Here is a 15960-nt window from a genome sequence, read left to right as displayed (position 1 = left end):
GTGATCGTGTCCAAGGAGCCTCCCTATTTCACCAGCTCGAAGTCGGTGAAGTCCGCGTGGTGGAAGATGATCGATTCCGGCGAGCGCCGCACGTGGTCGCCTTCCTTAGAGTGCGTCGCGACCACGTGCATGACCACCTCGGGGATGCCATGCTTCCAGCACAAGCCGACGCCGCTGAAGGGATGGCGCAAGTATTCGCCCGCCTTGCCCTTCACGATCTTGCCATTCTTCTCCTCGTACTCGAGCATCTTGCCGACGTCCGCCAGCAGCGCTCCGGCCACCAGGGTGTCGTGGTCGATGCGGGCGCGGTCGCCGTAGGCGTCGCGCAGCACCTTTTCCATGCCGATGCACATCCGGCACACGGTGCGCACGTGCTCCAGGTACATGATGTTCACGTTCTCCGCCAGCAGCGTGAAGGGGATCCGCATCAGATCCGCCGGCTTCCAGCCGCCGCTACGGATGGCGTCCTCCCAGACGCTCACCACCTTTTCCCGCAGCTCGGGAGAGCGGATCTCCTCCAGCTCCGGGAACATCTTGCGGATCTCGTCACGCATCGGACTTTCCTTTCCGTTCGAGGCTCGCGATCTGGGCCGCCACCACTTTCTCGAAGCCGCCCTGGGCCACCAGCTCCTGGGCGACGCGGCCCAGGGCGCTGAAGCCGTAGGTGCGGCCGTTGCACTCGAGGCGCGAGCGGGCGAAATCCACCCGCGCCTGCCAGCCGGTGCGGATCGTGGGCGCCGGGTCGCCGGTGAAGGCGGCCTCGAGGGCATCCACCAGCTCGGGGCATTCCACCACGATGTAGCCGTTGTTGAAGGCGTTGCGCTTGTACGTCTGCGAGGTGGAGCCGGTGATGAGCATCTGCAGGCCGCGGTATTGCAGCGCCGTCGCCGCCTGCTCGCGCGACGAGCCGGTGCCGAAGTTGTAGCCACCGACCAGGATGTCGCCGCGGCGAGCGATCTCCTGGAAGCGCGGATCGTAGTTCTGCATCGCCTTCGAACCCATTTCCTCCGGCGTCAGGTTCTCCTTGTAGGTCCATTCCTTGCCGTAGATGCCGTCGGTGTTCATGTCGTCCTTGGGAACGAAGAGCAGCTCGCCCTCGAGCGTGGCCGGGAAGCCGGGGAGGATCGCGGTCGTCGCTGCTGCCGGCGGCGGTGCGGCGAGGGCGCGCCATTTCCCCGCGCTTTCCAAGTCGGCGCGCTCGTTGCCGGTGGCGCTGGGCGCCGATCGAGGCGGGCCGCTGATGAAGCCCGCCGCCGCGGAGGCGGCGACGACGGCCGGGCTGGAGAGATACACCCGCGCCTGCGCCGAGCCCATGCGGCCCTTGAAGTTGCGATTCGTCGCCGAGATGCCCACTTCGCCGTCGGCGAGGACGCCGTCACCGAGACCGATGCACGGCCCGCAACCCGAGGGCAGGGCGATCGCGCCTGCGGCGAGCAGGGTGTCCCAGATGCCGCGCTGGCGCGCCTCTGCTTCGACGAAGCTGGAGGCGGCGGCCACGTACAACGAAACGCCCGGAGCGACATGCCGGTCGCGGAGAACGGCGGCGGCCTGCTCCAGGTCCTCGAGACGACCATTGACGCAGCTCAGCAAGTAGGCCTTGTCGATCGCCAGGCGCTGGGACTCGATCTCCGGCAGGGGAACGATGGTCTTCACCTCGTTCGGGCCAGCGACGAAGGGCGTCACGCCGCCGAGGTCGAAGGTGATCTCCTTGCTGTAGACGGCGTCGGCGTCCGGCACCGGCATCTCGGCCTCGAGCCGCGCGATGCGCTCCGGCGTCAGGCGGGGATTCGCGTCGCCCCGCTGGCGCATGACCTCGGCACCCTGCAGCAGGAAGCGGCGCGTGGTGGCGTCGTAGGGGAAGACGCCGGCCAGTGCCCCCCACTCGGTGGTCATGTTGGCGATGGTGAGACGTGACTCCATGCCGAGGCTGGCCACGCCGGGCCCGCCGAACTCGATGCAGGTGTTGAGCACCTGGTCGTCGTTGAAGAGGCCGATGAGGGCGATGATGACGTCCTTGCCCGCGACGCCGGGGCGGAGCGCCCCCACGAGCTCCACGCGCACGACCTCGGGCAGCTGCCACCAGGTGCGGCCGGTAGACCAGATGGCGGCGGCGTCGGTGCGCACCACCGGGGTGCCCAGAGCACCCACGCCGCCGTAGAGGTTCGAATGCGAATCCGAACCGACGACGAAGGCTCCCGGCACGGCGAAGCCTTCTTCCACCATGACCTGGTGGCCGATGCCCCGTCCGGCGGGGAAGAAAGCGATGCCGTGGGCGCGGGCGAACTCCTCGATCATTCGGTACTTGCCCAGGTTCTCCGGGCTCTGGTTCTGGATGTCGTGATCCAGGGCGAAGACCGGCTGCTCCGGCGCGAAGATCCGCTTCGCCCCCATGGATTGGAACTTGGGGATCACCGCTGCCGTGTTGTCGTGGGTCATCACGTGCAGCGGCCGCATGGAGAGGTAGTCGCCGGCGCGCACCACGTGACCGGGCTCGAGGTCCACGGCGTAGCGCTGCGCCATTTTCTCGATGCTGTTCTGCCCCATGGCACCCTCCTTCCCGCCCAGTGTCAGCGCAGGGCGGCGAGAATGGCGTCGGTCATTTGCGTCGTGGTGGCGGCGCCCTGGGCGATGACGCCCGGGCCGCCGGCCAGGCGGAGCATATCGTAGGTACGCACGCGGCCCTCGCGCACCACCTTGGCGACGGCGGCGCGGATGCGCTGCGCCTGGCTGGTGGCGCCGATGTGCTCGAGCAGCATGCAGGCCGCCAGGATCATGGCGATGGGGTTGACGATGGGGGGATCCAGCTTCTCGTACTTCGGCGCCGAGCCGTGGGTGGGCTCGAAGACCGCCACCTCCCGCCCGATGTTGCCGCTGGCGGCGAAGCCCAGGCCGCCCACCAGACCGGCGAAACCGTCGGAAACGATGTCGCCGAACATATTGCCCGAGACGATGACGCCATAGTCCTCGGGGTTCTTCGTCAACCACATCATCTGGGCGTCGATGTTCGTGGACCAGAGCTCGATGCCGGGGAAGTCGGCGCTCACGCGCTTGGCTTCTTCCTCCATCATCCCGGAAGTCTCGCGCACCACATTGGGTTTCTCGCACACGGTGACCGAGCGGTAGCCGCCGCGGGCAGCGTACTCGAAGGCGGCGCGGGCGATGCGCCGGCAGGCCGGGCGGGTGAAGATGCGCGTCGAGATCGCCAGATCGGCGCCGGGCACGTCCTTGAAGGCCAGCATGCGCGGGTGGGTCTCGAAGGCGGTGCGCACCGCCTGGGGCGGGTCGGTCCACTCCACGCCCACGTAGAGGCACTCGGTGTTCTGGCGGAAGATGATGGTGTTCACCGCTGGTTCCTCGAAGCCGCCGTCCAGGTTCTTGCGCACGAAGTTGAGCGGGTTGCCCGGGAAGGTCTGGCAAGGGCGGATGCAGAGATCGAGATCGAAGTGCTGGCGCATGGAGACGATGGGGCTGTAGTAGACGAGGCCCTTGCCGCGCAACGCCGGGGAGAGCTCGGCGTCGGCGGCCTTCTTCGGCTTCGAGGTGATGGCGCCGAAGAGCCCCAGCTTGTGCTCGGCGAGGGCGTCGATGGTGCGCTGCGGCAGGGCATTGCCCTCGCGCACCCAGAAATCCCAGCCGATGTCGGCGTGGACGTAGCGGGCGTCGAAGCCGACGGCCGCGAGGACGCGCAGCGCCTCAGGGAGCACGACCTTCCCGATTCCATCGCCAGGCATCGTCACCACGGTGGTCTTGGGCATGCGGCTCGTCCTCCTGCAAGTCGGTGGTGGCGGTCGGGGCGGCGCGGTTTCGGCAGCATCATGCTTCGAAACGGCGCTCTCTTGCCAGCATCCCATGAGGCGCGCCGCGGTCGCTGCGCGCCCTCGTGCGCGCCTGGCGTCCACGCCGTGGTCGGCGCCCGAGGAAGCCGAGGTCGCGGCGCGGGTAGGCGGCAGGCTGGCCGGCCGCCGGTTCCCGAACTTCCAGCCGTGGACCGGTTCGCGTGAGCGGACCTAAGGGCGGGGCCGACACGGGCGCCCGGTCGCAGTTTAGTGCATTTCCGGTCAAGCATTTGCGCCAACGATCCGGGCCTGTCGCAAGGGGGCGCAGTACGCGGAAGGAAAACTTGGGAGTGCTCGAGGGGGCGTGATGGGAGCGGGAGTTGCACTGTGCTAGCGTGGCCGCAGGGCCGCACACGCCGGGTTCGGGGGTGAGCCGTTGCTCGAGGCGATCGACTTGGTCAAACGCTTCGGTGCGGTGGAAGCCCTGCGCGGCGTCAGCTTCCGGGTCGAGCCCGGGGAGATCCTCGGCTACCTCGGACCCAATGGCGCCGGCAAGTCCACCACGGTCAAGCTCTTCACCGGTCTGCAGCGCCCGAGCGGCGGCACGGCGCGGGTGGGGGGCTTCGACATCGTCCAGCAACCCCTGCAGGCGAAGCGCCTTCTCGGTCTCGTCCCCGAGACCGGCGCCCTCTTCGAGGCGCTCACTCCGCTCGAGTATCTCCGCTTCGTCGGCGGGCTCTACGAACTCGAACCGAAGCCGTGCGAGCGCCGCGCCCGGGAGCTGCTCGAATACCTGGTTCTCGACCCCGGGGCCTGGAACCGGCGCATGACCGGTTTCAGCAAGGGGATGAAACAGCGCGTCGTCATCGCCGCGGCGGTGCTGCACGCACCGCAGGTCATGCTCTTCGACGAGCCGCTCAACGGTCTCGACGTCGAGGCGACGGTGCGGGTCAAGGCCTTGATCGCCGACGCCGCGGCGCGGGGCGCTACCATTCTCTACTGCTCCCATCTCCTCGACGTGGTGGAACGCATCTGTTCCCGCATCGTCATCCTGGCCGCGGGACGAATCCAGGTAGACGGAAAACTGAGCGAGATCCTGGCGCGCTTTCCCGGCGCCACCCTGGAGACGGTTTTCCAGCGCCTCACCGGCGCCGCCCCGGAGCTGGCGCCGGCCGCGCGCCAGGAAGGCAGCCCGTGAGCCAGCTGTGGGCCCTGCTGCGGGTGGCCCTGACCGTGGACCGGCGGGGCGGCGGTCCTTTCCGCGGCCGGATCTCGCGAGCCGAGTTCGCCTTCGGCGTCACCCTCTTCCTCTATTTCTGTTTCGGCGGCGTGCTGGCGACCGGAGCGGTCTCGGAGCTGCCGCTTCTCCTCCGTATCTCCACGTATTTCACCCTCGTCGGGGTCTTCGTCGCCTTCAACTTGCTGGCCGCCTCCCAGCAGCTCCTGCTCGCACCCACGGACATCGACGTTCTCTACTGGCGTCCCATCGGCGGGCGCACCCTCTTTTTCGCCCGCGTCCTGCACCTCTTGGTGGATGCGTGCGTGCTTTCTGCGGCACTCCTGGCGGCGCCCTTGGTGGACGTGGTTGCGAGCGTGGAACGGGGGCGTGTCGCCATCGGCCTCGCCTTCGTCGGCGCAGCTTTCCTCAACACCGTCGCCGCCGTGAGCGTCGTGGTGGTGGCGTACACGGCACTCCTACGCAGCGTCTCACGGGAGCGGTTCCACGACGCGCTCGTCTGGTTGCAAGTCGTCATGGCGCTCGTGGTGCTCGTCGTCTATCTGGGGCTGGACCCACTGCTCGAGGCTCTCGACCTGCGCGCAGCGCCGATGCCCCGCTGGGCGCAGCTCGTCCCGGCGGCGTGGTTCGCCCATCTGCCAGCGGCCCTCGGCGCCGCCCCGGAGGCGCGCTGGGCGGTGTTCGGCGCCGGGCTGGGGGTGCTCGCGGTCGGCGCGGTCGCGGCCGCAAGGATGCTGGCACCGCAGTACGCCATGGATCTCGTCGAGGCCTTGGCCGCCGATGCCGCCCGGCCGCTGCTGGAAGCCGGACCCCGGTCAGGCCGGCGATTCTCCTGGTCGCAGGTGCTCGTGGCGGGTGCCGGACGTGATCCCATGCGTCGCGCCGGCTTCGACTTTTTCCTGGCCCATCTGCGCGGCGATCGTCGCCTGCGGCTTTCGCTGCTCCCTGCTCTCGCCATGCCCGTGGTCTACAGCGGCTTCGGGCTCCTCGCCAGCGGCGGCTGGGATCCGTACTCAAACGAAAGTTTGGCAACGACTTCCGTGAGCAGGAGAGCAGCGATGGCACTCTTCGGTGCGGCTTGGCTCTTCGTCGCCCTCGCGGTGCTCACGCTCCGCAGCCTCGCTTCCAGCCCCGCCTGGCGGGCTGCATGGATATTCTTCGCCGCTCCCACCCGGCGTTTCGACGCCTTTTATGTGGGCGTACTGGGCGCTGCTTTCTACGGACTGCTGCTGCCCACGGTGCTCTCGGTGCTCGTGCCGCTCCTCCTTGCATGGCACGACCCGGTGCACGCCGTGGTGCACCTGGCGCTCCCATGCGGCTTCGCGACGCTCGGAATCGCACTTCTTCTTGCCGTCGATCCGGCCATTCCCTTCGCGCGCGAACCCCTGCGACACGAGAGATCCTTCCACTGGCTCGCCGCTCTCCTCGTTCTGGTACCCGTGGGCATCCTGGCGCGCCTGCAATACGCGCTGCGGGCGCACCCGCTCCTGCTGCTGCTGGGAGGGGTTCTCGCCGGCCTCGCGGGTGCGCTCGCAGTTCGCCTCGCGCGTTCACGCCTGCAAACATTGCCACTGTTGCGACCATTCGAAGACTGAAACATGTCGCGGTGCGCGACTTTTCACAAAAAGGCCTTGCGCGAGTCGCGCGGAATGTGGATTCTTCCGGACGGATCACGCGCATGACGAACGGACGGGAGTATCACCGCTCGTGTTCCTCGCAACGTGAAGGTGGTAAGGTCATCATCCGTTGCACACCAGGATCGCGAGATCCCGGTGGTCCGGAGAGGGTGGGGTTCCGGGAGGGGGCGCGTCGGACGCGTCCAAGGGCCGGACGGCACGGGTGACTGGGAGGTGCGACAGAAGCGGCGGCTGATGCTCCCGTCTTTCTCCCCCCACATCTTCTCCCTCGCGCCTCCTCGAGCAGGAAGCTCCGGGCTCCCGCGCCGCCAGGAGCGAGACCGGTGCTTCCGCCACCGGCTCGGCGCGATCGAAGTACAGTGTGCTGTTTCGGGGTCCCGCGATTGACACCCCCGCGACCGGCTCCGTATACTCGCGATCTGGTGGAGCCGTTGTAGAATCAACGGTTTAGCCGAGCCGGTCGAAGGGACCCGCGTTTGCTCTCCTGCCGCGTCCGCCGCCTCCTCGCGCTCCTCCTGGTCGCGGTGGGAGGTGCGATCCTGCCGCCGCGCTGGCTTCCTGCGGAAAGCGGGAAGGCGAGCCTCGGGGTTCCCATTCTTTTCGATTCGGCCTTCGTCAAGCCGACCGTCTTCTCCCCGAACGGCGACTTCGCCTTCGACAGCGTCGCCGTCTTCTACACCCTTCCAGAGTCGGCGAGCGTTTTCATCTACGTCACCGTCGAGGGCTCGGCTCAGGTGCTGCGGATCCTGGACCAGCGGCTGGGGCTGCGCCCGGAGGTGCAATACCGGCTCGAGTGGCGGGGAGAGGACACCAGCGGGCGCATCCAGCCCGAGGGCAACTACACGGTGCACTTCACCGGCACCACGGTGACCGGGCAGGGGTTGACGAATCAGCGGCAGGTGCGGATCGATCTCAGCTCGCCCATCCCGCAGTTGCTGGAGGTCCATCCCCGGCGCTGGGCCGCGGGCCTCCCGCAGAACGCCAACGTCTTCCCCTTCATCCGCGTACGGATCACGGGCTCCGAGCTGGAAGATGGGATCGGTGTCGCCGTGCTCGATGCGCAAGGGGCGGCGCGGGACACCTTGGATCCCGAGGGCGGCTTCGGCGGCGATGGCGACTACATCTTCGTCTGTCATACCTGTGGATTGAGCAGCTTCGAGGATGGGGTGTACAAACTCCTCGCCTTCGGCCTGGACTCGGTGGGCAACGACAGCACCGTGGTGGACAGCTTGGACAAGAACGTTCTCGGTCCGGCGATCACGGTCTCCCATCCGCCGGCCCCGCGGGCGGTGCAGCACGCCGATTCGCTGGTCGGCGTGGCGGTGGATCGGCAGCTCGTCGTCTCCATGCAGGGACGCGTCGTGGTGGGTGCCGACACGACGACCATCGACCTGCCACCGCGGGACGGCGGCCCGGGGACGACTTACCGCTTCTTCATGGACCTCGGCACCTTGTTGAGCGCCGAAGGGGACTACCCGTTCCAGCTCCTTTCCCGGGACGAGGACGGGGTGCCGGACACGCTGCTCTTCCGACTGCGTGTCGATCGCACCGCGCCGCCGGCACCGGTACCCGCGCCACCGTTGCCGGAAGTGACCAAGACGCAGGTGCTCACCGGCAACGTCGTGGTGGACACCACGGACACGAGCAGGATCGTCGTCATCGGCGGCGTCACCCCGCCGGAGACCTTGTCCGTCCTCCACCCGACGATCCGGTTCAGCCGCACGCTCGCCTCGGGTACCAACCGCATCAGCTTCCAATCCATCGATCGGGCCCGCAACATCTCTGCCGCGAACACCTCGACCGTGGTGTGGGACGCTGCCTCGGGGATCGCCGCACCGGAGCGCTTCTCCGCCGGGCAGAGCATCGAGGTGAATGTGGGAGGAGTCCCCGCCCGGGGAGTGTTCGTCCGCATCCTGGCCATGGACGGCAGCCTGGTGCAGACCTTCCAGGACCCGGCGACCAAGTCTTACTACCGCTTCACCTGGGACCTGCGAACTCCCGAGGGGCGGGACGTGCGCAACGGCGCCTATCTCGTCCTCGCCCGCGTCGTCCACTCGGACGGCGGCGAGGAGAGGCTCCGCACCATGATCGCGGTGGTCCGATGATGGCGTTCGCCACCAGAGGCTCGACCCGCAGCCATGTACTCCTCGGGATCGGCCTCGGCTTCGCGGCCCTCGCTGTGCGTCCCGCCGCCGGCGCCGATTTCTCCAGCGGCGGCGCCTTCCTCAACCTGGGACACGGAGCTCGCCTGCACGGTCTCGGCACGGCCGGAGTGGCCATGGTGCGCGACGACGCCGCCGTTTACTGGAATCCAGCCAACCTTGCGTGGCTGCAGCGGCAGAACGGCGTCACCCTGATGCACGCCGACATTCTCGATCAGATCGACGATGGCTACGACAGCTTCAGCTTCGGTCGCGCCGCCGGCGAGCGCCTGGGGGAGACGTCACAACTCTTGCGGCCGACGCGCTTCGGCTACGGGCTCTTCATCTCCCATCTGGGCTTCACCTTCGCCTCGGGCAAGGATTGGTCGGAAAACGTCTTCCAGTTCGCTGCCGCCATGGCGGTGAACAACTACACGAGCGTGGGAATGGGGATCAAAGGGCTGCAGGCGAACAACGACTTCGATTCGGCCGACGGCCAGGGCGTCGGGCTCGACCTGGGGCTCACGGTGCTCGTCTTCGACCAGCTCACCGCGGTGATCGTCGGGCGTGACGTGTGGACGCGGGTGCACTGGGATACGGGCAGATGGGAAACTCTGGAGCCCAGCGTGACGGCGGGATTCGAGCTGCGGCCGGCACGGCGCTGGGAGGTGGAGGCAGATCTGTCGTTGCGACAGGGAAGCCTGCATACCGCAGCCGGCGGCGTCGAGTGTCAGGTCTATCGCGACCTCTTCTGGCTGCGCGCCGGCGCCACCTTCGTCGTGCCAGGGGAAAGCCGGTTCTACCCGAGCGCTGGGGCAGGGGTGCGCTACTCCCGTCTGGTCCTCGACTACGGTGCCGGCTTCGACGAGGAAGACTCCATGGGGATCGCCCAGCGGGTATCCTTGCGCGTCAGCTTCTAGGGCACGTCAGGTTTCTGGTTCCTTGCGCGTCCGTTTCGATGTACACAGGGGATGTCCACGCCCGGATGGTGCGCCGGGCGTCTGTCGCCTGGAACGGCGTGGAACGTTTGCTGCAACCTTGAGGTGGCCGCGCTCTCCGGCACTCTGGGTCCTGCAAGGAGGCCCGCTTTGCGACGATTCCCACGCTTCGCCTTGGCCGCCTGGTTCCTGGGGTATCTCGGTGCCTCGGGCTGCGGGGAATCCGAGCCTCCCAAGGCGCCGCAGCCGGAGCTCACCTTTCCCGCTTCCTGGGCCGGAGTCTGGCGGGTGCACTTCCCGAACCGCGACTGCCAGACGGACAGTCTGCTCGGCATGGACGTCTTCGTCGATTCTCTCTGCGCTGGCGAGACCCTGGAGGAGTTCCTCGGCATCACGCAGGACCAGATCGACATCGTCTGCACGGGGACGATCACCGATACGGAGTTCGCCAGCCATTGCACCGGGCGGTCGGAGCAATTCGGCGTGGTTCTGACCGTCACTGCCGACGTCACCGGGTCGCGCCAGGATTCCCTCATGACCGGAGGCGGCACCGCACTCTTGCGCTATCAATCGGGCAACCATAGCGAAACGGACTGCTACGAGATCTCCTTCGACGCCGTGCGCCTGGGGCCGGTCGGACCCGGCTGCTCCGGCAGCACCACCCCGATCATGGCCAAGCCGCTCACCCGCGCGCTCGCCCGCCGGCCCTTCGTCCAGCCCTGAGCATCGCCGCTGCCCGTTCGGAGTTCATGCGGCCTCTGCACGTGCCGGCAGCGATCCTGTTCCTCTTTCCCGCCCCTGTTGGACATGGAAGCCTTACCCCGGTCTCCGGCGCGCCGCCCAGCGGAAGAGACACTCCTGAACCACGAGCGACAGTGCCACCGCGGCTCCCGCCACGACGTACGGAACCCACAAGCCGTGAAGGAGGCGCGCCAGCAGTCCGCCGAGGAACGGAATCGCCATGGAGCCGAGGCCGATGAGGCCTTCGTGGACGCCGGCATAGCGGCCGCGCGCCGCCGGGGCGTGCAGGCTGTAGTAGAGGCTCGCGGTGTAGCAGCTGCCGAGGGCCACACCAAAGACGAGAGCCGAGGCCAAGACGCGGGGCAAGCTGGCCAGCGGCAGCGAAACCATGGCGAAGAGCATGAGGATCTGTGGCGCGAAGAGTGGGGCGCGACGGTAGCGCCAGCGCTCGGGGCGCAGCGTGAGCGCGATGAAGACGAGCGCCTGCGTCATGTAGACGAGGCCGAGGAAGAGGCCGAAGACGTGGGGGCTCCAACCGAACTCGCGGATGAGGCGAGGATAATGGTGATTGAGCGTCGCCCCGACGCCGAAAGCGGTGCCGTTCGCCACCCAGGCGAGGGGCCGGAACAAGGAGGCACGGGGATCGACCTCGAGCTGCGCCGCCTTCGTGCCGGCGGTCGCTGGAGCCGGGACGGCTTCCGTGGCGCCGGATTCCGCCGGGACGGATCCCCTGAGGAGCGATGGACGCGGTTCGACGGGCAAGAGGAAGAAGATGACGAAGGCGATGCAGCTCGCGAGTGTAAAGGTCACCGCGCTGCCGAACGCCGCTACCACCGTGCCGCCGACGAGAAAACCGCTCGCCTTTCCCAGAGTCCAGGAGAGGTTGAAGCGCCCTAGCTGGCGCTCCAGCTGCGCCGCCGCCGTGCGGTCGGCGAGGTGGGCCTGCACGCTCGGCCAAAAGGGCGACATGCTGCCGCCGATGCAGGGCGCGACGAGCAGCATCCAGCGCAGGTCGGGGGCGACGGTCATGCCGATGCAGCCGAGGATGATGCCGAGGCTGGAGAGGCGCGCCAGCTGCAGGCGGGGTAGGCGGTCGCTCCAGCGGCCGCAGAGGCCGACGAGGACCGCATAGGACCCGGTGGAGAGCGCGGCCATCGCCCCCAAAGTGAAAGGCCCTGCACCGAGCTGCAGGGCCTTGAAAGGCATGGCTGTGTAGACGAGATAGAGCTGAAAGTCGGCGAGGAAAGCGGCACCGAACAGCCGTCGCAGACCCCAGCGATCCTTACGCTGCTGCAGTGCCTCCTGCTCGGGCATCAAGCCGACTCGGGCTCTCCGCGGCCCGCGTCCTGCGGTTCCGCACCGCGGGCGGCCGGCGACTCGTCACGGAGCCCCAGGCTCACGGGAAGCGCTTCGCCGTCGCGTCCCCGGGGGAGGACCCGATGTCGCTTTCCACCGGCGGCTTGGGGTCGACCTTGGCGGTGCCCAGGATGAGCGCGTCGCGGGAGATCTCGATGTTCTGCAGGATCTCACCACCGAAGCGCAGCTGGAACACGGAGACGCCCCGCGAGGGCTCCTGCTCCGCATAGGCCCACAACTGATCGACACCGGGGCGATCACCGGCGACCACCTGGTCCGGTTCGCCCCAGGAGACGCGCACCTGCAACCGGCTCATGCCGGGCTGCACGCGTCCAGCCAGGATGTGGTTGTTGAACTTGTTACCCGGATTGTTGCGGACGTATTCGTACCGCATCTGGTCCAGCTGCTGCGTCGAGTCACGCAGGTATTCGTAGCTATTGCAACCAACGGCTCCGAGCATCGCGGCGACGACGGCCCAGAGACACGCTGCCCTCGGGAGGCTCAATTGGCACCTCCGCTCGCGCTTCGGTCGTGCCCCGAAAGGACGCAACAATCCCCAGGAGGACTCTGTCGTCGGGAAGGAAGCCAGGGAGTCCCGGCGGCGGAACGGTGTGCACGATTTGAACGTCACCGCAGTCACCTCGTGGGGAAGAGGAAACCGCTCGCCTTGAAATGCTAGACCACGGCGAGCCGGCCCGCCAGCCCCTGCAGGCTCGATGCCAGACGTCCAGGCGACCTCGCCTGGAGGGTGCTGGTGTCGGGAAGGGCTCCTGGCGCGGCTCCGGGCTCCAGGGGTTTCCGGACCGCCTCAGTGGACCGCTCTCGCTGTGGGGGAGTCAGGCAAAAGCCCCGTCTGGGTCGGCGGCAAAGCCCCGCTTACTCCAGGCAGGAGGGTTCCTGACCCTCCTCATGTCCTGACGTTTCGGAGAGGGAAAGGTTGCGGGCGCCTGGGGCCGTTCAAGGCTCGCCGCGGATCGCCTCGGTGAGCTCAGAGATCGCCACCGCCGACAGCGTCTTGGCGCGGAAGTTCCCCCGGGAGGCGATGAGAGCGCTCACCTGCGCTGCGGTCTTCGCGTCCGGCGCTTCGATGACAGCGACAACATCGTAGTCACCCAGTGTCGCCCAACCTTGCAGGAGCCGCACGCCGTGCTTGTCCATGATCTCCCGGGCCTCCGCAACCATGTCCTTGAAATGATGGATGTTCTTGATGCCTTGCTCGGTCAGGGAGGCGAGCCGGATGAAGGTGGGCATGGGAACGTTCCTCCGTCTTCAGCGGCCTGGGCCGGAGCTGCGAGCCACCCCGCCGGGCTCATGGGCGTCGACGTGGGGAGTAGGGGAAAGCAAAAGGATAGCGAGCCCGGCCGGCGGTGGCAACAGGTTTTGGCCGAAGGGAATCGCGAGGATCGCGCCGGTCGCATCATTTCCCGGACAACCAACGCATGACGTTCAGCACGAACTGCTGGTTGTCGTTTCCGGGAGCGTTGATTCCATATCGGACCCGGCGGTTCACTTGCGCCGTCAGCATGCCACCCTCGCCCAGGACGACGACACGACCTCGGCCCAGCTCGAAGGCGAGCCCCTGCGCCGGGCCCGCGGGACGCTGGGCCAGCGAGTCGCCGCCCACAGGCACTGACTCCACCGCCGTGTCCGGCAGGCGAAGCAACACGGTGGAGCCGGGAGGGCCGTCGAGCGATTGCCCCGTGTAGGTCATCACGCGCGAGATCGACGCCCCGCTGTGCTGGCCAGTGATGATGGGGTGCGGGCCGAGACGCCCGTTCTCGAGGGTGAAGAGCAGCGGGTCCGACTTCTCGCCTGGGACCTCGACGAACCCCTTGTGCATGGTCACACCGAGCGCCTCGGCGAGCATGCTGGCGGCCTCGCCGAACGGAGCGCTCCTGGCGCGGGTGACCGCAGGGCCGGCGGGCGTTCCCTCGGATAGCTAGTCAGCTGCGGCCGCTCTTGCGCCTCCTCAAGGCTGCAGTTCGAGCTCGAAATACTCGACGCGGCTCCCCTCCATCGTCCCCATCGTGCCCTTGAACTCGCTGGTAGACTTGCGATGGACGATGTAGCCGTTGTCCACGGCCACGAGGACCTCCGAATCTCCCTTCGCGTCGCCGATCACCTCACCCATGCCCGTCTGCAAGTGGACCTTGGCGGTGCCCTTGCCCAGGATCTTGGCGACCTTCTTGTCCTTCTTCTTGGTCACTTCGTCCAGGGTGAACTCCGTCTTCCCATCGATCCGAGGCTCGGCCTTGGCATCCTCCTTGTTCAGCACCTTCTCCTCGTGGGTCCAGGTGTCACCGGGCTCGACCGGATGATCCGCCAGGTTGGCGAACAGGTTCTCCACGAGTGGCTGCAGCTCCTCCTTCATCTCGGCGGAAACGCTCGTCTGCGGCCTCACCTCGAGAACCTGGCCATGCCGCGAAATCATGGCGCGGAGGGACAAGCCCTCGAGCTCTGACTTGCGTGACGTGAGCTGGTCGCCCTGCTTGACGCTGCTCTCGAAGCCGCTGAAGTGGACGAGGAATTGCAACGTGTCGTGCTTGCTCGCCTGAGAGGCGATGTGGACGCTGCCGGCTTCTGTTGCGGTGACGGTCATGCCCTGGAAGCTGAGTTCCTGCTGCACCTGCACGCGATAGCGCAAGGAATCACCCGGAGACGGAGAAAGAGCCAGGCTCACCTTCTCGGCGGCTGCCGGAGCGGCGGTGACGAGAGCGGTGACAAGAGCGGCGACAGCCAGTGCCGGGTGAGGTCTCAGGGTGGCGGCTCGATTCTGGGCCTGGCTCCTGGCCGGGTCCCCGGCGAGGCCGGTCGCGGCGTCGACGGGAGCGCAGGCGCGGTGCGGGTCGCGGGACGAGTGCCGGGAGAGCATGCTTCTTCCTTTCTCTACGGGCCCTGGGTGGAGCGGGGCTATCACCATAGACCTGCCGGACCACACCGGGAAGCACCCCATGCCCGGCCCGGCCCCGGCGGGGCCCGCCGCTCCCCGCGAGGCTCCCTGGGCGGCCCCGGCGGGGGCGCAAAATGTTCGGGTTGACTTCGGGTCGCGTTCGGTCTAGGTTCGTCTGAACCCCCGACCCCCCCACTGGAGCAGAACATGTCGCGCAACGTTCGTTTCACACCCAAACAGCGTCAGGTCTACGACTATATCCGCAGCTACACGGCGGAGAAGGGGTATCCGCCGAAGCTGGACGAGATCGCCGAGCACATCGGTGTCGCGGCGCCGAGCACGGTTCACGAACACCTGTCGCAGATGGAGGCCAAGGGCATCCTGCGGCGCGTGTACCACAAGCATCGCAGTATGGAGCTGACGACGGCACCCGTGGCGCCGGCGGTGGAGCTGCCCCTCGTCGGCAGCGTCGTCGCCGGCTTGCCGTCGGAATCCTTCCCCGATCTCGAGACGGTGTCCGTCCCGGCGCACATGGTGGGTCGCGGTAGGCATTTCGCCTTGCGCGTGATGGGCGAGTCCATGCGGGACGAGGACATCGCCGAGGGCGACCTGCTCGTCGTGCGGCAAACCGGACGCGCCGTGGCCGGTGATCTCGTCATCGCCCTCGTCGAGGGACGAGAGACCACGGTGAAGCGCTTCTTTCCCGAGCGCCGGCTGGTGCGCTTGCAGCCGTCGAACCGGGAGATGCGGCCGATCCGGGTGCCGAAGGAAGACGTGCAGATCCAGGGGATCGTGGTGGGGCTGCTGCGAAGCTACGAGAAGTCCTGAGCCGAGGCGCGAACGCCTGGAGAAACCATGGAGACGCAGGTCTTCGTTCAGACCGTCGGCGTCGAGGTCGAGCTCGACCGGCGCTTGCGGCGTGGAGATGTTTTGATTGTCGAGGCGCGCCGGGACGTGCGCGACGGTGAGCTGGTCGTCGCCGAGGGCGACGGCGGCGCCGTCGTCGGCCGCTACGCGGCAGCGCAGCCGGAGCTGCTCGTCCACCCGCTGCAGACGCAGGGCGGGCCACAGCGGGTGCAGCGCCAGTCGCTGCGCGTGCGCGGCGTCGTGATCGGCGTGCGCTCGGCGCTCTGAGGGGCAGCTCCGCGGCGCGCGCGGCTCTGACGGCACCTCCGTCAGCGCGCGTGGCTCTGACGCAGCCCGCGGCGACGGGCTCCGTCCAGGGAGAGTGGACATGGCGGCGC

The 15960-nt window shown here is 67.8% G+C and carries 15 protein-coding genes; 7 read left to right on the top strand and 8 right to left on the bottom strand.

The genetic code is table 11. The features are described 5' to 3' along the window. Window positions 1–23: 23 nt before the first annotated feature. From VFE28_09340 to VFE28_09330, 3 genes are read right to left on the bottom strand one after another with little or no spacing between them, the layout of a single operon-like run. Window positions 24–554, bottom strand: coding sequence for an HD domain-containing protein (locus VFE28_09340; GenBank protein ID HZM16193.1), 531 nt, complete (start codon window positions 552–554; stop codon window positions 24–26). After that, window positions 547–2544: a homoaconitase gene (gene lysF, locus VFE28_09335; GenBank protein ID HZM16192.1), complete on the bottom strand. Its 1998-nt coding sequence runs from the start codon at window positions 2542–2544 to the stop codon at window positions 547–549. Before lysF ends, VFE28_09340 begins: the two co-directional genes overlap by 8 nt. Before the next feature lie 23 nt (window positions 2545–2567). Continuing rightward, on the bottom strand, window positions 2568–3755 hold the full coding sequence (locus tag VFE28_09330; GenBank protein HZM16191.1) for an isocitrate/isopropylmalate family dehydrogenase: 1188 nt from the start codon (window positions 3753–3755) through the stop codon (window positions 2568–2570). A gap of 457 nt (window positions 3756–4212) precedes the next feature. Between VFE28_09330 and VFE28_09325 the strand changes: the two genes are divergently transcribed. The 5 genes from VFE28_09325 to VFE28_09305 all read left to right on the top strand — a co-directional run bounded on the left by VFE28_09325 (window position 4213) and on the right by VFE28_09305 (window position 10452). Continuing rightward, window positions 4213–4974, top strand: coding sequence for an ABC transporter ATP-binding protein (locus VFE28_09325; GenBank protein HZM16190.1), 762 nt, complete (start codon window positions 4213–4215; stop codon window positions 4972–4974). Beyond that, window positions 4971–6608 carry a hypothetical protein gene (locus VFE28_09320; protein HZM16189.1) on the top strand — a complete coding sequence of 546 codons (1638 nt, stop codon included), beginning with the start codon at window positions 4971–4973 and terminating at the stop codon, window positions 6606–6608. The genes VFE28_09325 and VFE28_09320 overlap by 4 nt, the downstream gene beginning before the upstream one ends. A 518-nt stretch (window positions 6609–7126) precedes the next feature. Continuing rightward, the gene (locus tag VFE28_09315) at window positions 7127–8755 is read left to right on the top strand and encodes a hypothetical protein (GenBank protein ID HZM16188.1); all 1629 of its coding nucleotides are present in this window, start codon (window positions 7127–7129) and stop codon (window positions 8753–8755) included. Continuing rightward, window positions 8752–9711: a hypothetical protein gene (locus tag VFE28_09310; protein ID HZM16187.1), complete on the top strand. Its 960-nt coding sequence runs from the start codon at window positions 8752–8754 to the stop codon at window positions 9709–9711. The genes VFE28_09315 and VFE28_09310 overlap by 4 nt, the downstream gene beginning before the upstream one ends. A 168-nt stretch (window positions 9712–9879) precedes the next feature. Continuing rightward, on the top strand, window positions 9880–10452 hold the full coding sequence (locus VFE28_09305) for a hypothetical protein (GenBank protein ID HZM16186.1): 573 nt from the start codon (window positions 9880–9882) through the stop codon (window positions 10450–10452). Window positions 10453–10545: 93 nt separating this feature from the next. Here the strand turns inward: VFE28_09305 and VFE28_09300 are convergent, their stop codons facing one another. From VFE28_09300 to VFE28_09280, 5 genes are all read right to left on the bottom strand, one after another. After that, entirely contained in the window at window positions 10546–11784 is a 1239-nt protein-coding gene (locus tag VFE28_09300) for an MFS transporter (protein ID HZM16185.1), read from the bottom strand. Window positions 11785–11866: 82 nt separating this feature from the next. After that, a complete protein-coding gene (locus VFE28_09295) occupies window positions 11867–12331 on the bottom strand; it encodes a hypothetical protein (protein HZM16184.1) in 465 nt (154 codons plus the stop codon). Window positions 12332–12783: 452 nt separating this feature from the next. Beyond that, the gene (locus tag VFE28_09290; protein HZM16183.1) at window positions 12784–13077 is read right to left on the bottom strand and encodes a GYD domain-containing protein; all 294 of its coding nucleotides are present in this window, start codon (window positions 13075–13077) and stop codon (window positions 12784–12786) included. A 166-nt stretch (window positions 13078–13243) separates the two neighbouring features. Continuing rightward, complete coding sequence (locus tag VFE28_09285) at window positions 13244–13693, bottom strand: hypothetical protein (GenBank protein HZM16182.1); 450 nt, start codon at window positions 13691–13693, stop codon at window positions 13244–13246. 102 nt (window positions 13694–13795) lie between these two features. After that, the gene (locus VFE28_09280; protein ID HZM16181.1) at window positions 13796–14698 is read right to left on the bottom strand and encodes a hypothetical protein; all 903 of its coding nucleotides are present in this window, start codon (window positions 14696–14698) and stop codon (window positions 13796–13798) included. A gap of 225 nt (window positions 14699–14923) precedes the next feature. On the opposite strand from VFE28_09280, the gene lexA reads away from it, so the two are divergent. After that, window positions 14924–15544: a transcriptional repressor LexA gene (gene lexA / locus VFE28_09275; GenBank protein ID HZM16180.1), complete on the top strand. Its 621-nt coding sequence runs from the start codon at window positions 14924–14926 to the stop codon at window positions 15542–15544. 27 nt (window positions 15545–15571) lie between these two features. Beyond that, a complete protein-coding gene (locus tag VFE28_09270) occupies window positions 15572–15850 on the top strand; it encodes a S24 family peptidase (GenBank protein ID HZM16179.1) in 279 nt (92 codons plus the stop codon). The last annotated feature ends 110 nt before the right edge of the window (window positions 15851–15960 follow it).

Source organism: Candidatus Krumholzibacteriia bacterium (genome assembly GCA_035649275.1).
Lineage (GTDB): Bacteria > Krumholzibacteriota > Krumholzibacteriia.
The sequence above is the reverse complement of the archived record's forward strand: the minus strand, read 5'-3'. Positions and strand labels throughout refer to the sequence as shown.